Origin of the sequence: Sphingomonas sp. (assembly GCF_019635455.1) — a bacterium.
Lineage (GTDB): Bacteria > Pseudomonadota > Alphaproteobacteria > Sphingomonadales > Sphingomonadaceae > Sphingomonas.
In genome coordinates this window covers 20,251-44,072 of the sequence record NZ_JAHBZJ010000011.1, presented here as the reverse complement: position 1 = coordinate 44,072, position 23,822 = coordinate 20,251, and the positions used below count along the sequence as shown (strand labels likewise).

The following is a 23,822-nucleotide window of genomic DNA, read 5'->3' as shown; positions in this document are numbered from 1 at the left end:
CGCGTTCAATGCAGCCTCTCACGTTCGGCGGCGGCGACGCGATCGGTGCGATCCCAGCGGTGGCCGGCGATCAGCGCGCGCATCTTGCCCGCCATCGCGCCCAGCCGGCTGTAATGGCGGAGTTTCGAACGCAGCGGCGCGCCCGCGACGCGCGGCTGGCCGGGGTCGATCTCCCACGGGTGGAAATAGAAGATCGCCGGATGCCCCTCTTCGTTGAGGTCGCGGATCGCGCGACGCACCACCGATCCGGGAAGCAGGCGGAAAAAGCCACCGCCGGTCGTCACCTCACGCCCGAGGAACCGGGCGGTGGTCACCGGCAGCTCGATCAGCTCGGCATCGGCAACGGGACGATAGGCGCGGCGCGGTGCATCGGCCCAGCCATAATGGTCATGCCCGATCGGCGCGACGCTGGAGGAATAGGCATAGCCCTCCTCCGCCAGTACCTGATGCGCCCAGGGCGTGCGCTGGTCGATCGAAAAGCTGGGCGCGCGATAGCCGCATATGCGCTGGCCGGTCGCCTCCTCCAGCACCGCGCGCGCGCGGGACAGATCGGCCCGGAACTGCGCCGGCCCCATCGTGAAGACGCGCTGATGATCCCAGCCGTGACTCGCGACTTCATGGCCGGCTTCGGCGATCCGGCGCATCAGCGCGGGATGCCGCTCCGCGACCCAGCCCAGCGTGAAGAACGTCGCCTTTACCCCGCCGGCGTCGAACAGTTCGAGCACGGCATCGGTATTCGCCTCGACCCGGTGTTCGAGCGCGCTCCAGTCGTCGCGCGCGATCACGGTTTCGAAGGCGCCGACCTGGAACCAGTCCTCGACATCGACGGACAGTGCATTGGCGGGTGCCGGGTCGGTGGAAAGGGCGGCGGCCATCGTCAGGCGGCGGTTCCACGCCGCGCCGACGGGCGCGCGTCCTCCGCCTCGATAAAATCGACCATCAGCGTCAGCACCCGGCGCAACGCCGCGTCCTGTTCCTCCAGCCGCCCCTCCAGCCGGGCAATCCGCGCGACCAGGTCGTCGGCGCCAGGGGCGGCGGCGGATGGCGCGGGGCGAACCGGATCGCGCGCCGGATCGGCGCTCGCCGTGGCCGGAGCGGGCGGCGGCGCGGCGGCAGTGGCGGGACGTCCGTCGAACGCCATGTCGCTGTCGAGATCGGCGATCACCGCATCGACATCGGCGCCGGTAAAGCTGTCGATCTGTTCGATCGCACCGAACAGGAGCACGCGCCCCGCCAGCTGGTTCACCTTGCGCGGGATGCCGTCGGACCAGCGATGGATCGCCGCCACGGCGTCATTCTTGAACCGCGGCTTGCCCCGCCAGCCGACGACCGAGAGGCGATGGATCAGATAGGGTTCGACCTCTTCGCCATCCATCGGATCGAGCTGATGCATCGCGATCACCCGCTGACGCAGCTGTTCGAGCCGGGGATCGGACAGGCGCGCGCGAAATTCGGGCTGGCCGAGCAGGAAGATCTGCAACAGCGGATAGCCGCCGGCCTGAAGATTGGAGAGCATGCGCAGCTCTTCCAGACTCGCGATCGGCAGCGCCTGGGCCTCGTCCACGATCAGCAGCGTGCGCTTGCCCGCCCGCGCCATCGCGTGGAGCGCCTTTTCGATTGCGGCGATGACCTGCGACTTGGCGGCGCCGGCGCTGTCGATGCCCAGCCCGCCGGCGACCATGTGGAGCAAGTCCTCCGCCTCGATCTGGGTGGTGACCAGCTTGACCACGTGCATCCGCTCGCGGTCGATCGTCCCCATCAGATGGCCGATCAGCGTCGTCTTGCCGACCCCCGGCTGACCGGTGATGACGATGAAGCCCTCACCCTGGCTGAGGCCATAGCCAAGATAGGCCATCGCCTTTTTATGCGTGGCGGTATCGAACCAGAATGCCGGATCTGGCGTCAGCTGGAACGGCCGTCCGCTCAATCCATAATGGTCGTCGTACATCATTCCACCCTGGCCGGAGCCGTTAGAAGCCGTAGCGCAGGCCGAACAGCGCCTGCGCATTGGTGCCGTTGACGCCGCCTTCGACATCGAAGGTCGAGACCCCGACCGACGCCGACGCGCTGAGCGCGCCAAAGCTGCGCGAATAGGAGCCGCTGGCCCCCGCCCCCAGCACGCCGGGCGCATTGGCCACCCCGCTGAGGAAATAGTTCACATAGGCATTGCCGCTGATCGCGGAGCGGCTGTCAAGCGCCTGCGACGCGAAGAACTGTGCGTAATAGGTCTCGTCGCTGGTCCCCGCGAGCGCGGAACTGCCCGCCGGCACCAGATAGCGGCGATTGGCATAGCCCGCGCCAAAGCCCATCGTGGTCGGCCCGGCATTGAGCGCGAGGACCCCGGTGACGCCGCGTGCGCGGTAGTTGGCCGATGCGATCGAGCCGAGCGTGTTGGTCAGGCACCCGCCCGCCCCCGATCCGTTGCCAAAGACACAGCCATTATAGGCGTTGCCGAACGGGCTGTTGGGCGTGGTGAAGCTGGTCGGCAGGCTGGACAGGTCGTCGATCAGCTGGCGACCGAAACTTTCCACCGAATCATAGACGCCGACCTGAAGCGCCGATCGGCGCGACATCTGCCACTGGAGCGAGCCGGTATAGCTCATCGAATCATAGCGACGCCCGACCCGCGCCTCGAGCATGAAGCGCGAGCTGGGCTTGTAGAGCACGCCCGCGTCCCAGAAGAGCCCGTCGGTTTCGTAGGCGATCCGTTGCGGCGAGGCGGGATCGGTCACGAACCGGCCCGCACCGTCGCGAACGATCGCGCCAGAGGTATCGCGCAGCGCATCCTTCTGGCTGATCTCGATCTTTTCATAGCCGACGCCGCCGACCACCGCGAGTCCGGCACCGACCGGCAACACCGCGTCGGCGCGGCCGAACTTGCCGTCATAGGTCTGATTGAGCTGGCTCGCCTGTTCGCGCTGCCAGGTGCCGGCGACGCTGACGCCGACGGGCAGGATCGTCCCCGCCTTTACCCCGGCGCGCACCTGCGCCAGATGGCTGGTCGAACTGTCGTACACATCGACCGGCGGCTGGCTGGGGTCGATCGCGGGGATGTCCGGCGCCTCGACCTTGTTATAGCCGAAGCGATAGGCCGCGCTGATGCTGGCCGGGCCGTCGCCGGTGTTGAAGGTGGGGCCGGCATAGGCCGAATAGACCTGGCTGATGTTGCGGACGTTGCCGGCCAGGTTGCCGGGCGCGTCGCCGCGAATATCGGTGCGTGCGCGAGTGGCGAGCGCGCCGCCCTCGACCGTGAAGCCCGGCGCGACGCGCACCGCCGCACGGGCCAGGCCGCTATGCGTGTCGGTGTCGGCGACGTTCTTCTGATAATCGAACCGGTGCTCATATTGGTAGGAAAGCTGCACCTCGACCCGGCGGGTGTGGATCGACGCGTCGATCCCCGCGCCCAGCGTCGAATAGGTCAGCACCTCACCCCCGCCCGACAGGTCGGCGACCAGCACCTGGCTGGCATCGACATGGGCGCGGATCGACTTGCGCCGCTCCTTGGCCGATGCGGGGACCGCGATGAGGGCGGTGGCGGCGAGCGCCGCGACGATCAGTTTCATTTGTCCGGCTCCCCATAATAGGCGCCATAGCTGCCGAAGCGGCGCCCCCCCGGCTGGAACGTGACGTTGTTGAGGACGAGCTGGATATGCGCGCACGCGTCGAGCAGGCCGACCGCTTCGCGCAGATCGCTTTCGGTGGTGCGATCCGCGCGGACCACCATCATCACCTGACCGACATGGTCGGCGAGCACCGAGGCCGGCGACGCCGCGAGCGCGGGCGGCGAATCAAAGATCACGATGCGGCGCGGATTGGCGGCGGCCAGCCCGTCGAGGATCGCATGGGCGCGCGCGCTGGCGAGCAATTCGGTGTCCGCGTTCGATTTCGTCCCGGCCGGAAGCACCGAAAGCTGCGGCACGTCGGTATCGACGATGCACTCCTCCGCGCTGGCGACATTGCCGGCCAGCACGTCGAGCAGGCCCACGCCGTCCGGCGCGCCGAGCTTGTTCAGGACATCCGGCTTCGCGAAATCGGCATCGACGAGCAGAATCTCGACATCCTTTTCGGCGGCCATCGAAAGCGCGAGGTTGATCGCGCAAAACGTCTTGCCGTCGTCGGGCTTTGCCGAACAGACGAGGACCATCCGCCCCTTGTCGTCATCATCCCTGCGGATCGTGCGCGAGGTGGCGAGCAGCTGCCGCTTGATAAGGCGGAACTCCTCGGCCAGCGCGGTCACCGCCGCGCCGGGAACCAGCATGCCGGCAGCCGCGAGCTTGACGCGATCGATAGCCACGGCCCGACGTCCGGTGGGTGCCGGCTGGGGCGCGGGCGTCGCATGATCGGGGCGCAGCGGCGCACGCGGCGGCTCGACCGTGTCGAACAGCGGCCGGTGCAGCGGCGCGGCCGGCTGTGGCGCGGCCGGTGTCGGCTCGACCGGAGCCGAACGATTCTGCGGCGGCGAAAACGCGTAGATCGCGGCGGCCCGTTCGACGAGCGATCCGCGATAACGCCGGGGAGTCTGGTCGTTCATCGCATCCCCCCTCAGGCCACCATGCCGCGCTGGAACATTTCCAGCCCCATCAGCGCCACCCAGGCGACCGCCAGGCCGCCGGTCGCGCCAAGGAACAGGTGGAAACGCCGCCGGCGCAGCGCGATCTGGGCGTCGGACAGCACGCGACCGACCGACCCGATCACCGGCATGCCGCTCACCTTTTCAAGGCGATTGGAGGTGGCGAAGGTGCCGGCGATCTGGCTGAGGCCGAACGCGGCGGCGATCCCGCCACCAAGTCCCGCCAGCAGCACGCCGGTGAGCAGCAGCGGCCGGTTCGGCGCGGTGGGCGAGCGCGGCGCGGTCGGCGGATCGATCACGCTGAACTTCACCGCATCGGCCTGGCTCGCGGCCTGGCTGCGCAGCTTCACCTGCTCACGGTCGGTGAGCAGCTTGTCATACTGGGCCTTCAGCACCTCGTAATTGCGATCGATCTCGGCCTGTTCCTGCGCCGCGGCCGGATCGCCCGCCATCTTTTCGTCGAACGACTGGATATCCGCCTCGATCTGGGCCTTGCGGTTCATCAGCGCGGCGACCTGCGCGGCCTTGTCCGCCTGCATCGCCTTGAGGCTGAGATAGAGCGGGTTGGCGGTCGCGCTGGTTCCCCCGCTGACCGTCACGCGTTCGCTGCGCGCTGCGGTCTGGGCCGCGGCGAGCTGGCTCTTGAGCGCCTGAACGTCGGGATGGTTATCGGTCCATCCGCGCGCGCGGGCTTCGGCCAACTGTCCTTGAATAGCCGAAACTCGCGCGCGCGCCGGTCCCGCGACGGCGGTGCCGCCCGAACCCGATACGGTGGCGGACGTCCCCGCCATCTGACCGTTGACCGCCGCCAGCGCGCTCTGCGCGGCGGCGAGATCGGAATTGACCTGCGCCAGCTGGCTGCGCGCCGCCGACAGGCGATCGCTCAACGTCCCGGTGCCGGGCAGCGAGCCGAGATAGCGCGCCTGGAAATCCGCCTTTTTCGCTTCGGCGTCCTGGAGCTGTTTCTGCCGCTGGGCGAGCTGCTGGTCGAGGAACTGAAGCGACTGGCTGGCATCGTCACGCCCCTGCGCCAGATTGTCCTCGACGAAGATGTCGATCAGCTTCTGGACGATGCTGCGGGCAAGCTTCGCATTGTGCGCGTCGGAATTGCCGGTATCGGCGACGGTCGCGGAAATTTCGAACAGGCTGTCCTGCGCCTGCACCACCTTGATCATCCGCTGAAGACTGGCGACCCGGTCGGCGACATCGCGATCGGTGGCGACGGTGTCGGCGAGCGCGGTCCCGCGCACGACCTTTTCCAGATTGACGGCGCTGGTCAGCGTCTGGCGCACGCGGTCGATATCGCGCTGCTGCTCCTGCTGGGTGGCGAGGCCGTCGCCGGGGACCAGCTGACGCAGCTGAACGAACACGCGCGCGCGGCTTTCATACTGGTTGGGAATCTGGGACACGACGAGCCAGCCCGCCAGGCAGATCGCCCAGGCGGCCGCGATGGCGATCCAGCGGCGTTGCCACACCCCATGGATCGCGCCGCGAATCTCGGTCCAGATATCCCCCATCAGCGCCGGACCCTCAGAACATGCTCTCGGGGATGATGACGACGTCGCCCGGCTCCAGCCGGACGTTCGCGCTCGTGTCCCCGTTCTTGAGCAGATCCGACAGGCGGACCCGATATTCGCGTTGCCGCCCCGACGCCTTGTCGAAGCGGATCAGCCGCGCGCGGTTACCCGCGGCGAATTCGCTGAGGCCGCCGACCGCGATCATCGCGTCGAGCAGCGTCATATTGGCGCGATAGGGAATCGACGCCGGCTTCTCGGTCGCGCCGACGACGCGGATCTGCTGGCTGAACGTACCCGAAAACCCCTCGACGATCACCGAGACGATCGGATCCTTGATATATTCGCTGAGCGCGTATTTCAGGTCGTCGGCCAGCATCGCCGGCGTCTTTCCGACCGCCGGCATGTCGCTGATGAGCGGCGTCGTGATGCGTCCGTCGGGCCGCACCTGCACCTTTGCCGACAGGTCGGGATTGCGCCACACGAAGACCTGAAGCGTGTCGAGCGGGCCGATGACATATTCCTCGCCCGGCCCTTCGCGGCTGGCGACGAACGTCGTCGGCGGCAATTCCGCACGGCCACCGCCGCCCATACAGCCCGACAGCGCCACCGCCATCATCGGCAGCAGCGCCAGCATCCTGCCAGTCTGACCCAAACGCATCACCCGGAACCTCCTTCCACCCCGCAGCACCGTCGGCGTCCCGACGGCTGATCTGCGAGATTTCCGGAAAGCTATGGGGCGTCAGAGGTAAAGATTGCGTTAGGCGTTCCGCGTTCCGGTGAGGATTTCGCCAGGATTTCGGCGGCGGGGCCATGGCCCAGAAAGGCGGAAGGACTGGCGGTCGCGCCATAGGCGCCGGCCAGGAAAACGGCGATCACGTCGCCGATATCGGCGCGGGGCAGCGCCACCCGGTCCGCCAGCCGGTCGAGCGGGGTGCAGAGCGGACCGACAATCGACACGGTTTCAGTCGCTTCGAAACCCAGTTTGTCGGCGACCGCGACGGGATAGTTGCGGCGCACGACGGTGCCGAAATTGCCGGTCGCGGCGAGCTGGTGGTGAAGACCGCCGTCGCAGACGAGGAAGGTCTCGCCCCCGCTTTGCTTCCGATCGACGACACGGGTCAGGTACACGCCGCTTTCGGCGACGAGCCAGCGGCCGAGCTCGACGGCGAAGCCCGCGCCCGCCGCCGCAAGCGCGCTGTCGGCGATCGCCCGTTCGAGCGCCTGCCCGATCGCCGCGACATCGACTGGCCGGTCGCCGGCGAAATAGGGGACGCCCAGCCCGCCACCGAGATTGACCAGCGGTGGGAAATGGCCCGATTCCTCTGCCAGTCGCCCGGCCAGCGCCACCGTCGCCGCCTGGGATTCGATGATCGCGGCGGTATCGAGCGACTGGGACCCGGCGAAGATATGAAAGCCGCGCCAGTCCGCGCCCGCCGCGATCAACCGGCGCACCAGCGCGGGAACCTCCGCGACATCGACCCCGAAGGGGGAGGCGCGGCCGCCCATCTTCATCCCCGACCCACGCAGTTCGAAATCCGGATTGACCCGCACCGCAAGCCGCGGCGTGACGCCAAGGCGTTCGGCGATGGCGCGCGCGCGATCCCCCTCGGCCGCGGATTCGAGGTTGATCGTCGCCCCCGCGCGGATCGCCGCTTCCAGCTCGACATCGCGCTTGCCGGGTCCGGCAAAGCTGATCGCCGACGCCGGCTTGACCGCGAGCGCCCGGTCCAGTTCGCCCGCCGACGCGATATCGAGTCCATCGACAAGCGGCGCGATCGCGGCGAGCAGGTCCGGCAGCGGATTGGCCTTGATCGCATAATGGATATCCACCCGCGCGGGCAGTGCGGCGCGCAGCCGCGCGACCCGGGCGGCGACAATGTCGAAATCATAGACGAACAGCGGCGATCCCGCGCCGGCCACCCAGTCGGACGCGGCACGGCCGGCGATCGTCAACGCCGCCTGGCCCGCGAATTCCGGGGGGATCGGCCCCATCGGCTTCATGACGTCACTCCTTCGCACGGCAGCTTTGGCAGGTGCCGCAGCGCATTGCCCGCATAAAGCGACAATCGCGTTCCGGCGACCGGATACCAGCGGCCGGGTGCATCGGACCGCGAAAAGACGAGGCGATCGCCCGCCATCGCCGCCTCCACCCCTTCCGGCGCCAGCGTATCAGGCCGCGAACCGCGCACGCCCGGGATAATGTGATAGCGCGCCTCCACCGAGCCGGCCCGCATCGATCCATCGGCGCGCAGGACGATGCGCGCGCCCGATCCGGCATAGCATCCGGCAAGCTCCGCCGGGGTGAGCGGACGAACCGGTTCCCCCGGGTGCAGCACCAGCCAGGCGGCGACGCCAAGGACCAGCACCGGAAGCAGCCAGCCGCCGCGACGCACCCGCTTCACGCGATCCCCGCCTTCATCGCGGCACGGTCGAGCTTGCCATTGGCGTTGCGCGGCAGGCTTTCGCGCCAGTCATAGCGGACGGGTTGCATGAAGTTCGGCAGATCGCGGCGCAGACGGTCGCGCAGCGCCGCCTCGGCGCGAGCGCGGTCACCGCGCGCGACCGCCACCACCACGACCGCCTGTCCCAGCCGCGCATCGGGCGCACCGAATGCCGCCGCCTCCACCGCTTCGCCACCCGCCAGCACCGCCTCCTCAACCTCGGTCGGGCTGATGCGGTTACCGGCGGACTTGATCATCTCGTCATCGCGGCCGACGAAACGGAGCAGGCCGTCCGTCCCTTCCACCACCGTATCGCCCGACCAGACGGCGATCCCGCCCATCGCCGACCATGCCGGTGCGGGACGGAACCGCGCGGCGGTACGTTCGGGATCGCCCCAATAGCCCTGGGCCACCAGCGGGCCGGCATGGACCAGCTCGCCCGGCTCCCCCGGCGCGGCGCGCGACCCGTCAGGGCGTACCACCATCACCTCGGCAAAGGGGATCGCCCGCCCCATCGAATCGGGATTGGCATCGACCAGCGCGGGATCGAGATAGGTCGATCGGAACGCCTCGGTCAGCCCGTACATCGGATACAGATCCGCCTTGGGAAAGCGCGCCCGCAACGCACGGACCATCGGCACGGTGAGCGCGCCGCCGGAATTGGTGAGCCGCCGCAGCCGCCGCGCCGCAAGCTCCGGCCAGTCGGCTTCGAGCAGCTGGACCCACAGCGGCGGCACCCCGGCGATCGAGGTGACGCCATGCCGTTCCACCGCCTTCACCACGTCGCGCGCGGTGAGATAATCGAGCGGCACCACCCGCGCGCCCGCCGCCCAGGTGGAGAACAGCTGATTTTGTCCATAGTCGAAGCTGAACGGAAGCACCCCCAGGACCCGGTCCGACGTTTCGATCCGCAGATAATGCGCCACGCTGATCGCGCCCAGCCACAGGTTCGCGTGGCTGAGCATCACGCCCTTTGGCCGGCCGGTCGATCCGGAGGTATAGAGGATCGCCGCCAGAGCCGCCGGATCGGCGGCGCAGGGCGGCAGGCCCGGCCCGTCGAGCGGCAGGTCCTCCTCCCCCACGATCCGGCAGGAATCCGGCAGGTCGGCGGCGCCCAGCGTCATCGCGCGCGACGGCTGGGTCACCAGCAGCTTGGCCCCGCTATCGCCCAGAATATGCGCGACCTGCGCGCGTTTGAGCACGGGATTGATCGGGACATGCACATATCCCGCCCGCGTCGCGGCGAGCGGCATCAGGCACGCGACCCGCGTCTTGGGCAACCAGGTCGCGACGCGCGCGCCCGGCGCAAGCCCCTGTCGGCCCAGCCAGTGCGCGACCGCGGCGACCCCCGCCTCCAGCTGGGCATAGCTGAGTGCGCCCGCCCGATCCTCCAGCGCGATACCGCCATCGCCCGCGCGTGCGGCGCCCCAAGCGGGCAGCGCATCGATCGGTCGCGCAAGGGGATCGAGGTCGATCATCGCGCCTCCATAGCCCGCATCGGTTAACGATGCAGCGGTTTCGCGCACCGCGTCGCCGGCCCCAGTGGCACTTGGCAGCACCGCGCACAGCCGGTAACGGGGCGCGAACCGCATTTTGGGGGATTTCGGCGTTGCAACCCGACGGATTTCACGAGGTCGAGGAAACGGTGCGCGGCGTGCTGCGCGACATATTGGGGATTTCCGCCGATCGCGCCGCCGCGTTCGACGCGGCGACCCCGCTGTTCGGCGCGCTCCCCGAACTCGATTCGATGGCCGTCGCCAGCGTGTTGACCGAGATCGAGGATCGGCTGGGCATCATCATCGACGATGACGAGGTGGATGGCGACATGCTCGAAAGCTTCGGCGCGCTGGTCACCTTCGCCGCGGCCAAGGCGCTCACCTGATCGCGTTCGACGCCTATGACTGGGCCGGGGGCCGCGAGGCGATTCTTCGCTTCGGCCCCGAACGCGGGCCGGTCGTCGTCGTCGCGCCGCCGCTGTTCGAGGAGGCGAACCGCACGCGCGCGTTCGTGGTGACGGTGCTGCGTGCGCTGGCCGATCGGGGCATTGCCGGCGCGCTTCCCGACCTGCCCGGACAGGGGGAGAGCATGATGCCGACCCACGCCACCGACCTGCCGACCCTGCGGGCCGGCTTCGCGGCAGCGGTGGCGAGCCGATCCGGGCCGGCCTTCGCCCTGGCGATCCGCAGCGGCGCGTTGCTCGACGGCGATGCCGAGGTCGCGGGACGCTACCACCTCTCGCCGACGACCGGGGCGGAACTGGCCCGCGAACTCGCCCGCATCGGTCAGGCCGCGGCGCGCGAAGCGGGCGAGCCGTTCGACGCGGCCGGCCTGAACGCGGCGCGCGCGCCGGTGGAACTCGCCGGCAATCGAATCGCACCCGCGCTGCTGGCCCAGCTTCGCGACGCGATGCCGTCGTCCCGGGCCAGCCGCACCATGCGCCTGACGCGCGAAACGAAGCCGGGCGATGCGACGATCGCCGGCCCCCCGCTCTGGCGCCGCGCCGAACCGGGGAACGATCCCGACTTCGCCCGGGCCGTTGCCGACGACATTGCGACGTGGATCGCGACATGCGCCGGCTGATCGGCTTTTCCTGCGCCGGCGAAACGCTCGCCGCGACGATCGACCCCGCGCCCGGCACCACCGGCCTGCTGATCGTTTCGGGCGGAAACGAAATCCGCATCGGCGCGCATCGGGGCATGGCCGAACTGGCGGCGACGGTCGCGGCGGCAGGGGCTCCGGCATTCCGCTACGACCGGCGCGGAATCGGAGATTCATCAGGTGAAAACAATGGGTTCGAGTCAAGTGCGCAGGACATCCGCGAAGCGGCAGCAGCCTTTCGCCGCGAAGCGCCCCAGCTCACCCGCATCGTCGCATTCGGCAATTGCGATGCCGCCAGCGCGCTGATCCTGTACCATGCACAGGCGGGGATCGACGCGCTGATCCTCGGCAATCCCTGGGTGGTCGATCGGGCGGAGGGCGACGACGCCCTGCCCCCCGCCGCCGCGATCCGCGCGCGCTATATCGAAAAGCTGAAAAACCCACGCGAACTGCTTCGCCTGTTCACGGGCGGCGTCAATATTTACAATCTTGTCCGTGGGTTATTGAAGATATCCGATAAAATATTGGAAGATTCAGCCAGCTTTTCCGGCGGTCTCGCCGCCGCGCTGGCGGAGGTGAAAATCCCGGTCACGATCCTTCTCGCCGAGCGTGACAACACCGCGCTCGCCTTTGCCGACCTTTGGAAGGGCGACGCCTTCACCGCCACGCGCGCGCGCTGCGCCGTGAACAGCTGCGCCACCGACAGCCACAGCTTTGCCCGCCCCCAGGACAAGGCCTGGCTGAGCGAACAGGTGCTGGCGGTGTTGGCACGGATGGAGTCCGGGTCCGGGCCAGACACGTAGCGTCGGGCGGCCCGCTGGCCGCGATTGCGAACGGCGCGACGGCCTCGCGCGATCAGGCCACAGCTTCGGCCATCGCCTCGAACTCCGCTTCCGCCAGAAAGCGTTCGGCGTCGAGCGCGGCCATGCAGCCGGTGCCGGCGGCGGTGATCGCCTGGCGATACACCTTGTCCATCACGTCGCCGCACGCGAACACGCCCGGCACGCTGGTGCGGGTCGTCCCACTCTCAACCGTGATATAGCTGTCGGCGTCCAGCTCCAGATGTCCGCGGAACAGTTCGGTCGCCGGATGATGCCCGATCGCAACGAAGCCGCCCTCGACATCGATGGTCGATTCCGCGCCGGTCACGGTGTCGCGCAGGCGGAGTGCCACCAGCCCCTCCGGATCGCCGCCGCCGACGAATTCGACCACTTCCTTGTTCCACAAGGTGCTGATCCGCTCGTTCGCGAACAGCCGCTGCTGAAGGATCTTTTCGGCCCGCAGCGCGTCGCGGCGGTGGATCAGCGTGACGTCGGGGCTGTGATTGGTCAGGTACAGCGCCTCTTCGACGGCGGTGTTGCCGCCCCCGATGACCGCCACCTTCTTGCCGCGATAGAAAAAGCCGTCACAGGTCGCGCACGCGCTGGCGCCCTTGCCCTTCATCGCCTCCTCGCTGTCGAGGCCGAGCCATTTGGCCTGCGCGCCGGTCGCGATCACCAGCGTATCGCCCAGATAGACAGTACCGCCATCGCCGACCAGGCGGAACGGGCGCTGCGTCAGATCGACCTCGACGATCGTGTCGTAGAGCATCTGCGCGCCGACATGTTCGGCCTGCGCCTGCATCTCCTGCATCAGCCACGGCCCCTGGATCACCTCACGGAAGCCGGGATAATTCTCGACATCGGTGGTGGTCATCAACTGGCCACCCGGCTGAATCCCCTGCACCACGATCGGCGACAGCCCGGCACGCGCACCATAGATCGCGGCGGACAGGCCGGCGGGACCGGAACCGAGAATGAGCATGCGGGTGGAATGGGTTTCGGTCATCGTCACATCCTGTTGGCGGCGCCGTATCTAGGGTCACGACGCCGCCATTGGCAACATGGGCGCGGAACCCGATCCTGCCAGCAAAGCGATTCTGTTGTGGACGAAAGCCGGTTGCGGGCGCCGCCGGCTTGGGCGAAGCTGGCGCGATGATGATGATCCGCCGCGTGCTGCTCACCGCCCTGTTTGTCCCAGCCGCCGTCTGGGCGCAGACCGCTCCCACCTCCCCGCCGACGCCTGCCCCATCGCCCGCCGCCACGCCGAAGCCGGCGACGCAGAAAGTGGCGATCGATACGTCCGAAGGGCGGATCGTCCTGGAGCTGGAGACCGAGCGGGCGCCGGTCACCGCCCGCAATTTCCTGCGCTATGCCGATCAGAAGCGGCTGGACGGGACCTGGTTCTACCGATCGGTAAAGGTCGCGGACAAGTTCGGCTTCATCCAGTTCGGGGTCGATGGCGACCCCAAGCGTATCCTGCCGCCGATCGCGCACGAGCCGACGACGAAAACCGGCGTGAAGCACGTCAATGGCGCGATCTCGACCGCGCGGCTGGCCCCCGGCACCGCACGCGGCGAATTCACGATCAGCGTGGGCGATCAGCCGTCACTCGACGCCGATCCGTCGCGTCCTGGCGACAATCTTGGCTATGCCGCGTTCGGCAAGGTGGTCGAGGGGATGGACGTGGTGTGGAAGATCCTCGACGCCAAAACCTCCCCGACCAGGGGCGACGGCGTGATGAAGGGGCAGATGCTGGAACCGAAGATCCGGATCGTCAGCGTCCGGCGCCTTCCCTGATCCGGTCCCTGGCCGCTAACGCCCCTTTGCCGCCTCGGCCGCGCGGAGAAGACGGAAGACATTGCCCGACCAGATTTTCGCCAGATCCGCCTCCGAATAGCCGGCGGCGATCAGGCGTTCGGTGATCTTCGGGAGATAGGTGATATCCTCGAAATCGCGCAGCCCGCCGCCGCCGTCCCAGTCCGCACCCATGCAGACATGATCCGGCCCGGCGACCTTCAGCAGGTACAACAGGTTGCGCATATAGATTTCGAAATCCGCGTCCTGCACCGGCGTCGTCGCGTCGAGCGCGCGGATGTCGGCGGTCAGCTTCTTCTGCTGTTCGGGGGTCAGGCTGGCGATATTGTCGGCCATGTCCGACAGCCGGTTGCGCTCCGCCGTGTAATTGGCCTTTGCGACGAAGAAGCTGTTCATGCACACTGCGCCGCCCTTGGCCACCAGCTTGCGGATGCGGGCGTCGTCGATATTGCGGGGATGGTCGAACATCGCGCGCGGGCCGGAATGCGAAAGGATGATCGGCGCCTTTGACAATTCCAGCATCTGATCGAACGTATCGTCGGACGAATGGCTGCCGTCGATCAGCATCCCCAGCCGGTTCATCTCCGCCACCCATTTGCGGCCGAGCGGCGACAGCCCCTTCCAGGTGCGGCTGCCGGTCGCCGAATCCGCCAGCTGATTGTCCTTCGAATGCACCGGCCCGGCCATCCGCACGCCGCGTTTGTAGAATGCGTCCAGCAGCGAAATATCCTCGCCCAGCGGATAGCTGTTTTCGATGCTGATAAAGGCGAACCGCTTGCCGGCACGGTCGGCGGCGATCGCCTGGGCCGGGGTGGTGACCAGCCGGATGCGGTCCGGATAGGCGCCGATCGTCCGCTCGATCTCGCCCAGGCGCTTGAACGCGAACGCCCTGGCGTCGGCGAACCCCTGGGGCGTCACCGGACCCTGGCGGGTGTAGATCACGAACATCCCGCCATCGAGCGCGGCGTCCATCCGGCCAAGATCGACCTGAGCCAGATCCGTGCGCCAGTCGTGCCGATCGCCGAACTTCCAATAGGGATTGGCGAACCAGACCGGCGTATCGAGATGGGTGTCGAGCGTCAGCAGCCGGTCGTGCAGCGAACGCGCCGCCGGCGGCGCCTCCGCCGGCTGAACGCCGCCGGTCGAACAGGACGCGGCGGCAAGCGCGGCCAGCGGGAGGATCAGGGGACGCATGACAGGCTCCTTCGGGTCCGTTGCCGGTCGAGCCTATCGCCTGTGTCCGCCCGCGCAAGGGCGATGCGGTTCAGCGCGCCGAATAACGCTGTCCGTCGAACCGGACGGCGGGCGCAATGCCCTGTGCCACCGAGCAGGTGAAGCCATAGGGCCGGCGCTGGCCACGATAGCCATCGCCCAGTTCGATCGTGCCGCGCACCGTCCATCCATTGGCGGCGGCATCGACGCGACTGATCCCGGTCACCTGCGCCAGCCGGGCCATGCCGCGCCCTTCATCCTCGGCGGCGGCGGCGCAGCTGTCCACGGCGCTGTCCTCGTCCACCACATCGACCGGCCGGTCATCGGGACCGCCACCGGTGCCGTCGCCATAGCGCGGGTCGCCGATCCGCGGCGGCGGGGGCGGCGCATCCGCGGGCGGCGGCGGCGGATCGGCGCGCCGCCGGTCCCCCGACGTCGCCAGCGCGATGATGCCGCCCGCGATCAGCGCGCCGAGCAGCACGTCGCCGCCATCGATCCGGTCGCGATGCCGGGGCGGATAGCGGCCGCGCCACTGCGCCTCCGCCGGCACCGCCATCGATACCGTCGCCAGAACCGCCGCAGCCGCACCGATCGCCCTTACCTTGCCCAACATGGCCCGCCCTTTCGTTTCAAAGCTGAAACGGTGCTAGGCGAGCGGTGCTTTCACGGCGATGAACCGGTTCTAGGAGGCACACGACCGCTTCAACGCGACGGCGGATATTTGCCCGCAAACGCCGACTTTATGTCCGCGACGGTGAGCGCGCGCCAGTGGCGCCCGCTCCATCCCCCTCGATCACTTCACCGGATCGACCTTGAGGCCGGTCCATTTCGCGGCGAAGGCCCACAGGTCGGCGGTCTCCTCGATCACCTTGTCGGTCGGCTTGCCCGATCCGTGTCCGGCGCGCGTTTCGATGCGGACGAGATGCGGCTTCGGCCCGATATCGGCAGCCTGCAACGCGGCGGTGTATTTGAAGGTATGGCCCGGAACCACGCGGTCATCGGTATCGGCGGTGGTGGCGAGGATCGCGGGGTAATCCTTGCCCGCCTGGATGTTGTGATAGGGCGAATATTTGAGAAGGTTGCGGAAATCCGCCTCTTTCGACGGGAACCCGTAATCGCTGGTCCAATAGCGCCCGGCGGTGAACTTGTCGAACCGGAGCATGTCCATCACGCCGACCGCCGGCAATGCCGCCGCGAACAGGTCGGGCCGCTGGTTGACGACCGCACCGACCAGCAGGCCGCCATTCGATCCGCCCTGGATGGCCAGACCATCCTTTGTCGTGATCCCCTGAGCCTTCAGATATTCGCCGGCGGCGATGAAATCGTCGAACACATTCTGCTTGTTCATCAACCGGCCCGCATCGTGCCATGCCTTGCCATATTCGCCGCCACCGCGGATGTTGGCGAGCGCGAATACCCCGCCCTGCTCCACCCAGGCGAGCCGCGAGGTCGAAAAGCTGGGCAGCTGGGTGATGTTGAACCCGCCATAGGCATAGAGCAGGGTCGGCGCCGGCCCGGTCACATCCTTGCGTCGGACAATGAACATCGGGATCTTCGTGCCGTCCTTCGACGTGTAGAAGCGCTGTTCGACGGCGATCTTGCTCAGGTCGATCGCCACCTTCGGGGCCGCCCACACGGTCGCCTTGTTCTTCGCCACGTCATAGCGATAGACGACGCTTGGCGCGTTGAAGCTGGTGAAGATGTAGAAGCTTTCATTGTCGTCCTGATCGCCGCCAAAGCCGCCGGCGGTGCCGATGCCGGGCAACGCCACCTTGCCGTCCGGCTTCCCGTCCAGGGTGAAGCGACGCACCTCGGTCTTCGCATCGACCAGATAGGACAGGATCAGGCGCCCGCCGACCATCGACGCGCCGTTGAGCACCGCCTGATCCTCTGGCACCAGATCGGCGACCACCGGCTGGGCGCCCGAAATGTCCATCGTCACGATCTTGCTGCGCGCCGCATCCTTCGTCGTCGAGACATAGAATTTCGGCCCGACATTGCCGATCACGCCCCATTCGGACTCGAACCCGCTGACCAGCTGGCGCGGTTTCCACTCGGCGCTCTTCAGGTCGATGACGCTCAAATCGTTGTTCGACGATCCCGGCGTCGAATAGAGGATCGCGTAGCGGCCGTCGTCGGTCAGGCCGATGCCGTGCAGATTCTTGGGTGCGTCGGGCGTCGAATAGACCAGCCGGTCCGCAGATTGCGGCGTCCCGAGCCGGTGAAAATAGACGGCGTGATTGTCGGCGCCCGCCTGAAAGGCGGTCCCCTCCCTTGGCTCCGGAAAGCGTTCGTAAAAGAAGCCGGATCCGTCCTTCATCCAAGCAAGGCCGGTGAACTTCGCCCATTTCAGCTCGTCGTCGAGCAGCTTGCCGCTGTCCACGTCGAGCACGCGGATCGTGCGCCAGTCGGTGCCGCCATCCTGCACGCCATAGGCGAGCTTCTTCCCATCCTCCGACGGCGCCCATTCGGCGAGCGCAGTCGCGCCGTCCTTTGCCCAGCCATTCGGATCGATCAGCACCCGCCCCTGGCCGTTCAGCGTGTCACGGACATACAGGACCGACTGGTTCTGAAGGCCGGAATTGCGAAAGTAGAAATAGCGCCCGCCCTTCTTGTACGGCGCACTGAACCGCTCATAGTTGAACAGCTGCTTCAACCGGTCGCGAAAGATGTCGCGGCCCGGCAGCGTCTTCAGATAGGCATCGGTGACCTTGTTCTCCGCGGCGACCCATGCCGCCACTTCCGGATCGTTGCGCACATCGTTTTCAAGCCAGCGATAGGGATCGGCGACCTTTACCCCGAACTGCTCCTCGACGACGTCGCCGCGCTTTGTTTCGGGATAGGTGATGGGCGCGGTCATCGTGGCTTTGGTCTCCGTCTGGGCAATGGCGTTGGGGGCGGCGAAAAGGAGGGGCAGGGCAAGAAGCGACGCGCGGCGCATGGGGTTCTCCTGGGAAGGGATTGCGCAACCCTATTGGCAAGACGTGCGCGGTCAAGCGCCGGTACGCCGATCGGGCGGGGTCGGCGGTCGCGATTACGCAGACCGCCCCGCTCGCCACCGACGATACGATCAGCGGATGGGCGATCTTTGCGATCGCATATGCGTGCCGCACGGCCGGAACCGATTCGCGCCACGCCGGGAAGCCCGTTCACATGGCGATCGAGGGCGGCGGCAGGAAACGTCGGCGCGGCAACCGGTGCCGCCCCATGCCATATCCGACCCGCGTGGCGGGACGATGGTGATCGGTGATTTCAGCCAAACGGCCGTGACGCAGCGGACGCGGACTGAACCGTTCCCTTGATATAGAGTTCGTACCGATCTCTTTCGCTCGCTACGTTGCTGGCGATGTAAACCGTCTTGCTGAACGGACCCACACGCCCTTGGGTGCTGTAGTGGACGATGATCTTGCCTGATTTGCCCGGCAGGATCGGCTCCTTCGGCCAATCCGGCGTTACACAGCCACAGCTTGCGCTTGCGCTCTGGATGATGAGCGGTTCCTTGCCGACGTTCTTGAACATGAAGATATGCTCTGCGACCGGACCTTCCGGGATCGTGCCGAAATCGAAGGTTTCGCCGGAAAACAGGAACCTGGGCGCCTTTGGATTTTGCGCTGCCGAAAACGCCGGAAAAGCTGCCAGCGACGCCGCCGCGACCGCCGCGACAACCCGATTTGCGACCCTACCGTTCATTGTTCGACCCTCCGCCATCACGCCTTGTCATCCTTGATCGCGCGTGAGGGAGGCAACTGGCAGAATGACCAGTTGCCCCGTGCCGGCCGCGGCACCGCAGGCAAACGAAAGGGGCGGCCGCGCCGTTGCGCGACCGCCCCTTTCCGTTTCGTGCGGCGCCGCGATCAGGCGGCTTCGTCGAAATCCTCATCGGCCATCACCGGACCCGAGTCCTGGCCCTTGGCCGAAACGTCGCGATCGACGAACTCGATGATCGCCATCGGCGAGGCGTCCGACGCGCGCGGGCCGATCTTGACGATGCGGGTATAACCGCCGTTGCGATCGGCGTAGCGCGAAGCCAGCGTGTCGAACAGCTTCACCAGCTGCGCGTCGTCCAGCAGGCGGGCATGGGCGAGACGGCGGTTCGACAGGCCGCCCTTCTTCGCCAGCGTCACCAGCTTTTCGATATACGGGCGCAGTTCCTTCGCCTTGGCGACGGTGGTGGTGATCTGCTCATGCTTGATCAGCGCGGCCGACATGTTGCGGAACAGCGCGGCGCGATGCGCCGAGGTGCGCTGGAGCTTACGACCGCCGTATTTATGGCGCATGGGTATTTCCTTCGTTCGTTCGGGGGCCGTATCAGGTACCCCGGAGCAGGCGATGTACCGGCCACCGCCCAAAACCAGTCACATGTCGTGAGGCCGCTGGCAAAACCCGACTTCGCGCCGAAAGTCAAGGCTGCGCGTTGCGCTCCCTATCTCTCATTTCCATGCCTACCGCTGATTTCAGTACTGCATTGCGAAAGTTCGGCGACGAGAGCAGCCTCAGGCTTTGGTCGATATTGTGATCGCAATGGCATTTGTCGACGCAAATCTGCCGATGCACCGCCCGGCCGGTCGCGCTCTTGACGAGTGCATTGAGATCGTAGCCGAAATCGCGAATGTTTCCCATCAACGTGCGATGCATATCTTTGAGATTGGGATACCCGATCTTTTCGCACGGGTAGACGTTACCATCCGGCGACATCACGACCCGAAGCTTGCCGGACGTACATGCCTTTTGAAATTCCGGCTGCTCGAAATAGTCGGCATTGGCGGCGCGCGTGGCCTGGCGAAAGGCAGCAAGCACGCGATTGTGTCGATCGAATTTGCGAAAATAATAGTCGCTCGCCGCACGGAACCCGTCGATATCCAATGGCGGTGCATAACCGCCATGGGTGCGAACCAACTGAAAACTGAAATCCTCAACGCCGACCTGATCGTGAAGAAAATCGATCAAGTCGATGAAGCGATGCTGATTATGTTCGTTGTAGGTCGCGAGAGCGACAACGGTGATCTGCGGATACGACGCAGACATCTCCAGCGCTTGGTCGATTGACGTACGCCAACGGGCAAAGCTGCCCTTGAGTTGCGTAAAATCGTCCATTTCCTTCGGATCCGAAGAGTTGATCGAGAAGTGCAGCCGTAGATTGCCGCAAATACGTTCGCCCACATGACGGATGAAAGGTGCATAGCGATCTGTGAACCAGCCGTTGGTAGGGATGCAGACGACACCTGCGCGCCATTTGTTGGAAACGGTGACGGCAAGATCCGCGATGTCGTGCCTCGTAAAAGGCTCCCCACCGCCGAGATGCACACGCTGCATCGCTGGGATAAAGGTTGCCATCCGCTCAATTTCTTCGACCGACAGCCGCTCCCGGCGATTGTTGAGCGCGTCGTGCACAAAACAATGACGGCACTTCATGTTGCAGATGTCGGTGACGAAATAGGTCACCTCGGTCAGTCGGTGATGAAAAAGCAGCGGTGGAACGTGCCGAAGATTGCCGATCATACTCGCTCTCGACCACACCGATTTGCCAGATATTGGCTTCGTGCCTCCAGCCAAATGTATCTAACCCCTTCCTTGCCGTCGAGATATGCCCGCGAAACGATCAAATTGAAGATGAAATAGACTGCCCAGCGCGCAGGCAATTTTCGAAAAATCCGTTTTAACAGGATCCGACGAGAAAGCGGTCCCCTGTAAGAAGGTCCGGTCGCATCGGTCGCAGCGTTTTCCAGCCGCGCATAACGTATGCGACGCCGAAACCAGTCATCGATCCCATTGTCGAATTGATGGTGCAGGATACGACCGTGAAGTCGGCCGCACTCCCCGTTGAATTGCAGCTTTTCGTGGACGGCGCCGTAATAGCGTACAGCGCCGGGGATCAGCATGCGTTCGATCCAGAACGTCGATGTCAAATTGTGACGGAGGACTTTTCCGTGCAGCACAACATGGCGCCGGACAAGATAGACCAGACGGTTGCTTCCCGAAGCCGCAACCCCGGCCAATTCATCTCCGAGTGCCTCACTCGCCTCTTCATCGGCATCGAGTACAAACAGCCAGCGGTTACGATATCGGATACCTTGCAGCCCGAAATTGCGTTGATCGGCATAGTCTGTGAATGCGCGCTCGACGATCCGGACGTTGGAAAAGCGCGCCGCACGCTCGATCGTCGCATCGACGCTTCCCGAATCCAGCACGACCACGTCGTTCGACCAGTGAACGGAGCGAAGACATCGCTCAATATTACGTTCCTCATTGAGCGTCAGGATCAGCACGGAAACGCCGCATCCGTCACCGGTGAGGGGCACCACAACCGCTGGTTCCAGAGGTGCAGGACAAGGCGACACAACCATCTCTCCGCCACATGGCAGCGATCATGAAGACGCCACGCCGGAGATCAAGTCGAATATCGCGACGCCTGCGCCCGCATACCAAACGGGGGCGCCTCCTGCGAGACGCCCCCTGTGTCGTAATCCAGCAGATTGCGTGCCTTACCCCATGATCTCCTGTTCGAGCTTCTTGGCCATTTCCTCGATATTCTCGGGCGGCCAGCCCGGGATTTCCATGCCGAGGCGCAGGCCCATGCTCGACAACACTTCCTTGATCTCGTTCAAGGACTTGCGGCCGAAGTTCGGCGTGCGCAGCATCTCGGCCTCGGTCTTCTGGACCAGGTCGCCGATATAGATGATGTTGTCGTTCTTGAGGCAGTTGGCCGAACGGACCGACAGCTCCAGCTCGTCCACCTTCTTGAGCAGATAGCGGTTGATCGTCGCGGTGTCGCCCGCGCCCGCTTCCGAAGCGGCCGGAGCGGCCTGGCCGATCGGCGCCGAACGCGCGATCGCCGAATCGTCGAAATGGACGAACAGCGCCAGCTGGTCCTGAAGGATGCGCGCGGCATAGGCGAGCGCGTCTTCCGGCGTCACGGTGCCGTCGGTTTCGATCGACAGGCTGAGCTTGTCGTAATCGAGTTCCTGGCCGACGCGGGTATTCTCTACCTTGTAGCTGACCTGGCGGACCGGCGAGTAGAGCGCATCGACCGGGATGAGGCCGATCGGCGCGTCGGCCGGACGGTTCGCGGCGGCGGGGACATAGCCCTTGCCGGTATCCGCGGTCAGTTCCATGTTGAGCGTCGCGCCGTCATCAAGATGGCAGAGGACGAGATCGGGGTTCATCACCTCGATATCGCCGGAAACGGCGATGTCGCCGGCCTTCACTTCGGCGGGACCGGTGGCGCTGAGCTGAAGGCGCTTGGCGCCCTCGCCCTGCATCTTGAGCGCGATCTGCTTCACGTTGAGGACGAGATCGGTCACGTCCTCGCGCACGCCGGCGAGCGAGCTGAACTCGTGAAGGACGTTCTCGATCTTGATCGAGGTGACCGCGGCGCCCTGAAGCGACGAGAGCAGCACGCGGCGCAGCGCGTTGCCGAGCGTCAGGCCGAAGCCCCGCTCGAGCGGTTCGGCGACGAAGGTCGCCTTGCGCTTGCCGTCACCGCCCTTTTTCTCAAGGCCGTTCGGCTTTTTCAGTTCCTGCCAGTTCTTTGCGTTGACAGACACGGGCTTCCCCTGGGTTGGGCAGGACGGGGGCTGTCCTGCCAGTAAAGAGAGCCGCCCCGCCCCGGACCCGGCTTCCCGGATCCGCAGGCGACGCGGAAAGGTAGATCAGACGCGGCGGCGCTTCGACGGACGAACGCCGTTATGCGGGATCGAGGTCACGTCGCGGATCGAGGTGATCTGGAAACCGACCGCTTGCAGCGCACGAAGCGCCGATTCGCGGCCCGAACCGGGACCCTTTACCTCGACCTCGAGCGTGCGGACGCCGTGTTCGGCGGCCTTGCGGCCCGCATCCTCGGCCGCGACCTGCGCGGCATAGGGGGTCGACTTGCGCGAGCCCTTGAAGCCCATCATGCCGGCCGACGACCAGCTGATCGCGTTGCCCTGGGCATCGGTGATCGTGATCATGGTGTTGTTGAAGCTGGCGTTCACATGGGCGACGCCGGCGGTGATGTTCTTGCGTTCGCGACGGCGAAGACGCTGCGGTGCTTGTGCCATTATTCAGTAATCCTTCGAAAATCGAAGCAGGCGGGCCGCGACGAAGCGGCCCAGCGGCTTACTTCTTCTTGCCAGCGATCGGCTTCGCCTTGCCCTTGCGGGTGCGCGCATTGGTATGCGTGCGCTGGCCGCGAACCGGCAGGCCCTTGCGATGGCGCAGACCGCGATAGCAGGCCAGGTCCATCAGGCGCTTGATGTTCATCGCGGTTTCGCGACGAAGGTCGCCCTCGACGGTGTAGCCCGCGTCGATGGCCTCGCGGATCTGCAACACTTCCTGGTCGGTCAGGTCCTGCACGCGACGTTCGGACGCGATGCCCAGCTTGTCGGTGATTTCCTTGGCCTTGGCCGCGCCGATGCCGTGGATATACTGAAGCGCGATCAGAACGCGCTTGTTGGTGGGCAGGTTGACGCCCGCAATACGTGCCATGAACTTTGTTCTCCCAGCTCCACGGGGCGCTGCATGGCAGCCTTGCACCCCATCTCTTCGCGTTGACCCGAAACGCAGGACGCCGACGTGCGCGAACGCGCCGCCGGATCAGCCTGACTTTCGGAAGGCATGGCAACTAGGGAGAGCAGAGAAAGCTGTCAAGCGATGGCGCGCCTGTCAAGCCAGGTTTTTTCGAATCATCGCGCAGGTGGCGGTTCCCGCCCCATCCCGCCTTGCCGCACACCGTCACTTGTCGCACATCGTCAAACCCGACGGAATAGCGCCATGCTCGCCGCACCTCGCGATCGCGCGATGATATCGAACGTTGGTATTTGGCGGCGAAGGCCGGCCAGACCCGGAACAATTCGCCGCAGATCAAGAC

At 66.1% G+C, this 23,822-nt stretch carries 24 protein-coding genes; 4 read left to right on the top strand and 20 right to left on the bottom strand.

Annotated elements, in window-relative coordinates; translation table 11 throughout:
* Positions 1-5 precede the first annotated feature (5 nt).
* From KF783_RS13380 to KF783_RS13340, 9 genes are all read right to left on the bottom strand, one after another.
* Positions 6-875 (bottom strand): XrtA system polysaccharide deacetylase, encoded by an 870-nt coding sequence (locus KF783_RS13380; RefSeq protein ID WP_294080109.1) that lies wholly within the window; start codon positions 873-875, stop codon positions 6-8.
* Between the two features lie 2 nt (positions 876-877).
* A complete protein-coding gene (locus tag KF783_RS13375; protein WP_294080107.1) occupies positions 878-1,948 on the bottom strand; it encodes an AAA family ATPase in 1,071 nt (356 codons plus the stop codon).
* A gap of 22 nt (positions 1,949-1,970) precedes the next feature.
* The gene (locus tag KF783_RS13370) at positions 1,971-3,563 is read right to left on the bottom strand and encodes a hypothetical protein (protein ID WP_294080105.1); all 1,593 of its coding nucleotides are present in this window, start codon (positions 3,561-3,563) and stop codon (positions 1,971-1,973) included.
* On the bottom strand, positions 3,560-4,531 hold the full coding sequence (locus KF783_RS13365) for an AAA family ATPase (protein WP_294080103.1): 972 nt from the start codon (positions 4,529-4,531) through the stop codon (positions 3,560-3,562). Before KF783_RS13365 ends, KF783_RS13370 begins: the two co-directional genes overlap by 4 nt.
* An 11-nt stretch (positions 4,532-4,542) precedes the next feature.
* Positions 4,543-6,087: an XrtA system polysaccharide chain length determinant gene (locus KF783_RS13360; RefSeq protein WP_294080102.1), complete on the bottom strand. Its 1,545-nt coding sequence runs from the start codon at positions 6,085-6,087 to the stop codon at positions 4,543-4,545.
* 13 nt (positions 6,088-6,100) lie between these two features.
* On the bottom strand, positions 6,101-6,745 hold the full coding sequence (locus KF783_RS13355; RefSeq protein ID WP_294080100.1) for an XrtA/PEP-CTERM system exopolysaccharide export protein: 645 nt from the start codon (positions 6,743-6,745) through the stop codon (positions 6,101-6,103).
* A gap of 71 nt (positions 6,746-6,816) precedes the next feature.
* Positions 6,817-8,088 carry a pyridoxal-dependent decarboxylase, exosortase A system-associated gene (locus KF783_RS13350; protein ID WP_294080099.1) on the bottom strand — a complete coding sequence of 424 codons (1,272 nt, stop codon included), beginning with the start codon at positions 8,086-8,088 and terminating at the stop codon, positions 6,817-6,819.
* On the bottom strand, positions 8,085-8,489 hold the full coding sequence (locus tag KF783_RS13345; RefSeq protein WP_294080097.1) for a hypothetical protein: 405 nt from the start codon (positions 8,487-8,489) through the stop codon (positions 8,085-8,087). Before KF783_RS13345 ends, KF783_RS13350 begins: the two co-directional genes overlap by 4 nt.
* On the bottom strand, positions 8,486-10,006 hold the full coding sequence (locus KF783_RS13340; RefSeq protein WP_294080315.1) for an acyl-CoA ligase (AMP-forming), exosortase A system-associated: 1,521 nt from the start codon (positions 10,004-10,006) through the stop codon (positions 8,486-8,488). The genes KF783_RS13345 and KF783_RS13340 overlap by 4 nt, the downstream gene beginning before the upstream one ends.
* A gap of 131 nt (positions 10,007-10,137) precedes the next feature.
* Here KF783_RS13340 and KF783_RS13335 point away from each other — a divergent pair, with 131 nt between their 5' ends.
* From KF783_RS13335 to KF783_RS13325, 3 genes are all read left to right on the top strand, one after another.
* Entirely contained in the window at positions 10,138-10,410 is a 273-nt protein-coding gene (locus KF783_RS13335) for a phosphopantetheine-binding protein (protein ID WP_294080096.1), read from the top strand.
* Between the two features lie 128 nt (positions 10,411-10,538).
* Positions 10,539-11,108, top strand: a complete 570-nt coding sequence (locus KF783_RS13330; protein WP_294080094.1) for a hypothetical protein — start codon at positions 10,539-10,541, stop codon at positions 11,106-11,108.
* Positions 11,096-11,929: a hydrolase 1, exosortase A system-associated gene (locus KF783_RS13325; RefSeq protein WP_294080092.1), complete on the top strand. Its 834-nt coding sequence runs from the start codon at positions 11,096-11,098 to the stop codon at positions 11,927-11,929. The genes KF783_RS13330 and KF783_RS13325 overlap by 13 nt, the downstream gene beginning before the upstream one ends.
* A 52-nt stretch (positions 11,930-11,981) precedes the next feature.
* Here KF783_RS13325 and trxB read toward each other — a convergent pair whose 3' ends face one another.
* The gene (trxB, locus tag KF783_RS13320) at positions 11,982-12,953 is read right to left on the bottom strand and encodes a thioredoxin-disulfide reductase (RefSeq protein ID WP_294080091.1); all 972 of its coding nucleotides are present in this window, start codon (positions 12,951-12,953) and stop codon (positions 11,982-11,984) included.
* A 149-nt stretch (positions 12,954-13,102) separates the two neighbouring features.
* Here trxB and KF783_RS13315 point away from each other — a divergent pair, with 149 nt between their 5' ends.
* Positions 13,103-13,744, top strand: coding sequence for a peptidylprolyl isomerase (locus KF783_RS13315; RefSeq protein ID WP_294080313.1), 642 nt, complete (start codon positions 13,103-13,105; stop codon positions 13,742-13,744).
* Between the two features lie 15 nt (positions 13,745-13,759).
* On the opposite strand, the gene KF783_RS13310 is transcribed toward KF783_RS13315, so the two are convergent.
* The 10 genes from KF783_RS13310 to rpsM all read right to left on the bottom strand — a co-directional run bounded on the left by KF783_RS13310 (position 13,760) and on the right by rpsM (position 23,440).
* Positions 13,760-14,956, bottom strand: a complete 1,197-nt coding sequence (locus KF783_RS13310; protein ID WP_294080088.1) for a dipeptidase — start codon at positions 14,954-14,956, stop codon at positions 13,760-13,762.
* A 70-nt stretch (positions 14,957-15,026) separates the two neighbouring features.
* Positions 15,027-15,587: a hypothetical protein gene (locus KF783_RS13305; RefSeq protein ID WP_294080087.1), complete on the bottom strand. Its 561-nt coding sequence runs from the start codon at positions 15,585-15,587 to the stop codon at positions 15,027-15,029.
* A 180-nt stretch (positions 15,588-15,767) separates the two neighbouring features.
* Positions 15,768-17,915, bottom strand: coding sequence for a prolyl oligopeptidase family serine peptidase (locus tag KF783_RS13300; RefSeq protein ID WP_294080086.1), 2,148 nt, complete (start codon positions 17,913-17,915; stop codon positions 15,768-15,770).
* Between the two features lie 311 nt (positions 17,916-18,226).
* Entirely contained in the window at positions 18,227-18,664 is a 438-nt protein-coding gene (locus KF783_RS13295; protein WP_294080085.1) for a DUF1573 domain-containing protein, read from the bottom strand.
* A gap of 164 nt (positions 18,665-18,828) precedes the next feature.
* A complete protein-coding gene (rplQ, locus tag KF783_RS13290; RefSeq protein WP_294080083.1) occupies positions 18,829-19,251 on the bottom strand; it encodes a 50S ribosomal protein L17 in 423 nt (140 codons plus the stop codon).
* Between the two features lie 124 nt (positions 19,252-19,375).
* Positions 19,376-20,473 (bottom strand): radical SAM protein, encoded by a 1,098-nt coding sequence (locus KF783_RS13285; protein WP_294080081.1) that lies wholly within the window; start codon positions 20,471-20,473, stop codon positions 19,376-19,378.
* Complete coding sequence (locus tag KF783_RS13280; RefSeq protein WP_294080079.1) at positions 20,470-21,240, bottom strand: glycosyltransferase family 2 protein; 771 nt, start codon at positions 21,238-21,240, stop codon at positions 20,470-20,472. Before KF783_RS13280 ends, KF783_RS13285 begins: the two co-directional genes overlap by 4 nt.
* Positions 21,241-21,456: 216 nt before the next feature.
* The gene (locus KF783_RS13275; RefSeq protein ID WP_294080078.1) at positions 21,457-22,518 is read right to left on the bottom strand and encodes a DNA-directed RNA polymerase subunit alpha; all 1,062 of its coding nucleotides are present in this window, start codon (positions 22,516-22,518) and stop codon (positions 21,457-21,459) included.
* A 105-nt stretch (positions 22,519-22,623) separates the two neighbouring features.
* Positions 22,624-23,013, bottom strand: coding sequence for a 30S ribosomal protein S11 (gene rpsK, locus KF783_RS13270; RefSeq protein WP_066579261.1), 390 nt, complete (start codon positions 23,011-23,013; stop codon positions 22,624-22,626).
* A 58-nt stretch (positions 23,014-23,071) separates the two neighbouring features.
* Positions 23,072-23,440 (bottom strand): 30S ribosomal protein S13, encoded by a 369-nt coding sequence (rpsM, locus tag KF783_RS13265; RefSeq protein ID WP_294080076.1) that lies wholly within the window; start codon positions 23,438-23,440, stop codon positions 23,072-23,074.
* Positions 23,441-23,822 lie beyond the last annotated feature (382 nt).

Coding starts and splice junctions, on each gene's coding strand:
- KF783_RS13380 (WP_294080109.1), bottom strand. CDS start 875: ATGGCCGCCGCCCTTTCCACCGACCCGGCACCCGCCAATGCACTGTCC.
- KF783_RS13375 (WP_294080107.1), bottom strand. CDS start 1,948: ATGTACGACGACCATTATGGATTGAGCGGACGGCCGTTCCAGCTGACG.
- KF783_RS13370 (WP_294080105.1), bottom strand. CDS start 3,563: ATGAAACTGATCGTCGCGGCGCTCGCCGCCACCGCCCTCATCGCGGTC.
- KF783_RS13365 (WP_294080103.1), bottom strand. CDS start 4,531: ATGAACGACCAGACTCCCCGGCGTTATCGCGGATCGCTCGTCGAACGG.
- KF783_RS13360 (WP_294080102.1), bottom strand. CDS start 6,087: ATGGGGGATATCTGGACCGAGATTCGCGGCGCGATCCATGGGGTGTGG.
- KF783_RS13355 (WP_294080100.1), bottom strand. CDS start 6,745: ATGCGTTTGGGTCAGACTGGCAGGATGCTGGCGCTGCTGCCGATGATG.
- KF783_RS13350 (WP_294080099.1), bottom strand. CDS start 8,088: ATGAAGCCGATGGGGCCGATCCCCCCGGAATTCGCGGGCCAGGCGGCG.
- KF783_RS13340 (WP_294080315.1), bottom strand. CDS start 10,006: ATGATCGACCTCGATCCCCTTGCGCGACCGATCGATGCGCTGCCCGCT.
- KF783_RS13325 (WP_294080092.1), top strand. CDS start 11,096: ATGCGCCGGCTGATCGGCTTTTCCTGCGCCGGCGAAACGCTCGCCGCG.
- trxB (WP_294080091.1), bottom strand. CDS start 12,953: ATGACCGAAACCCATTCCACCCGCATGCTCATTCTCGGTTCCGGTCCC.
- KF783_RS13315 (WP_294080313.1), top strand. CDS start 13,103: ATGATGATCCGCCGCGTGCTGCTCACCGCCCTGTTTGTCCCAGCCGCC.
- KF783_RS13310 (WP_294080088.1), bottom strand. CDS start 14,956: ATGCGTCCCCTGATCCTCCCGCTGGCCGCGCTTGCCGCCGCGTCCTGT.
- KF783_RS13305 (WP_294080087.1), bottom strand. CDS start 15,587: ATGTTGGGCAAGGTAAGGGCGATCGGTGCGGCTGCGGCGGTTCTGGCG.
- KF783_RS13300 (WP_294080086.1), bottom strand. CDS start 17,915: ATGCGCCGCGCGTCGCTTCTTGCCCTGCCCCTCCTTTTCGCCGCCCCC.
- KF783_RS13295 (WP_294080085.1), bottom strand. CDS start 18,664: ATGAACGGTAGGGTCGCAAATCGGGTTGTCGCGGCGGTCGCGGCGGCG.
- rplQ (WP_294080083.1), bottom strand. CDS start 19,251: ATGCGCCATAAATACGGCGGTCGTAAGCTCCAGCGCACCTCGGCGCAT.
- KF783_RS13285 (WP_294080081.1), bottom strand. CDS start 20,473: ATGATCGGCAATCTTCGGCACGTTCCACCGCTGCTTTTTCATCACCGA.
- rpsK (WP_066579261.1), bottom strand. CDS start 23,013: ATGGCACAAGCACCGCAGCGTCTTCGCCGTCGCGAACGCAAGAACATC.
- rpsM (WP_294080076.1), bottom strand. CDS start 23,440: ATGGCACGTATTGCGGGCGTCAACCTGCCCACCAACAAGCGCGTTCTG.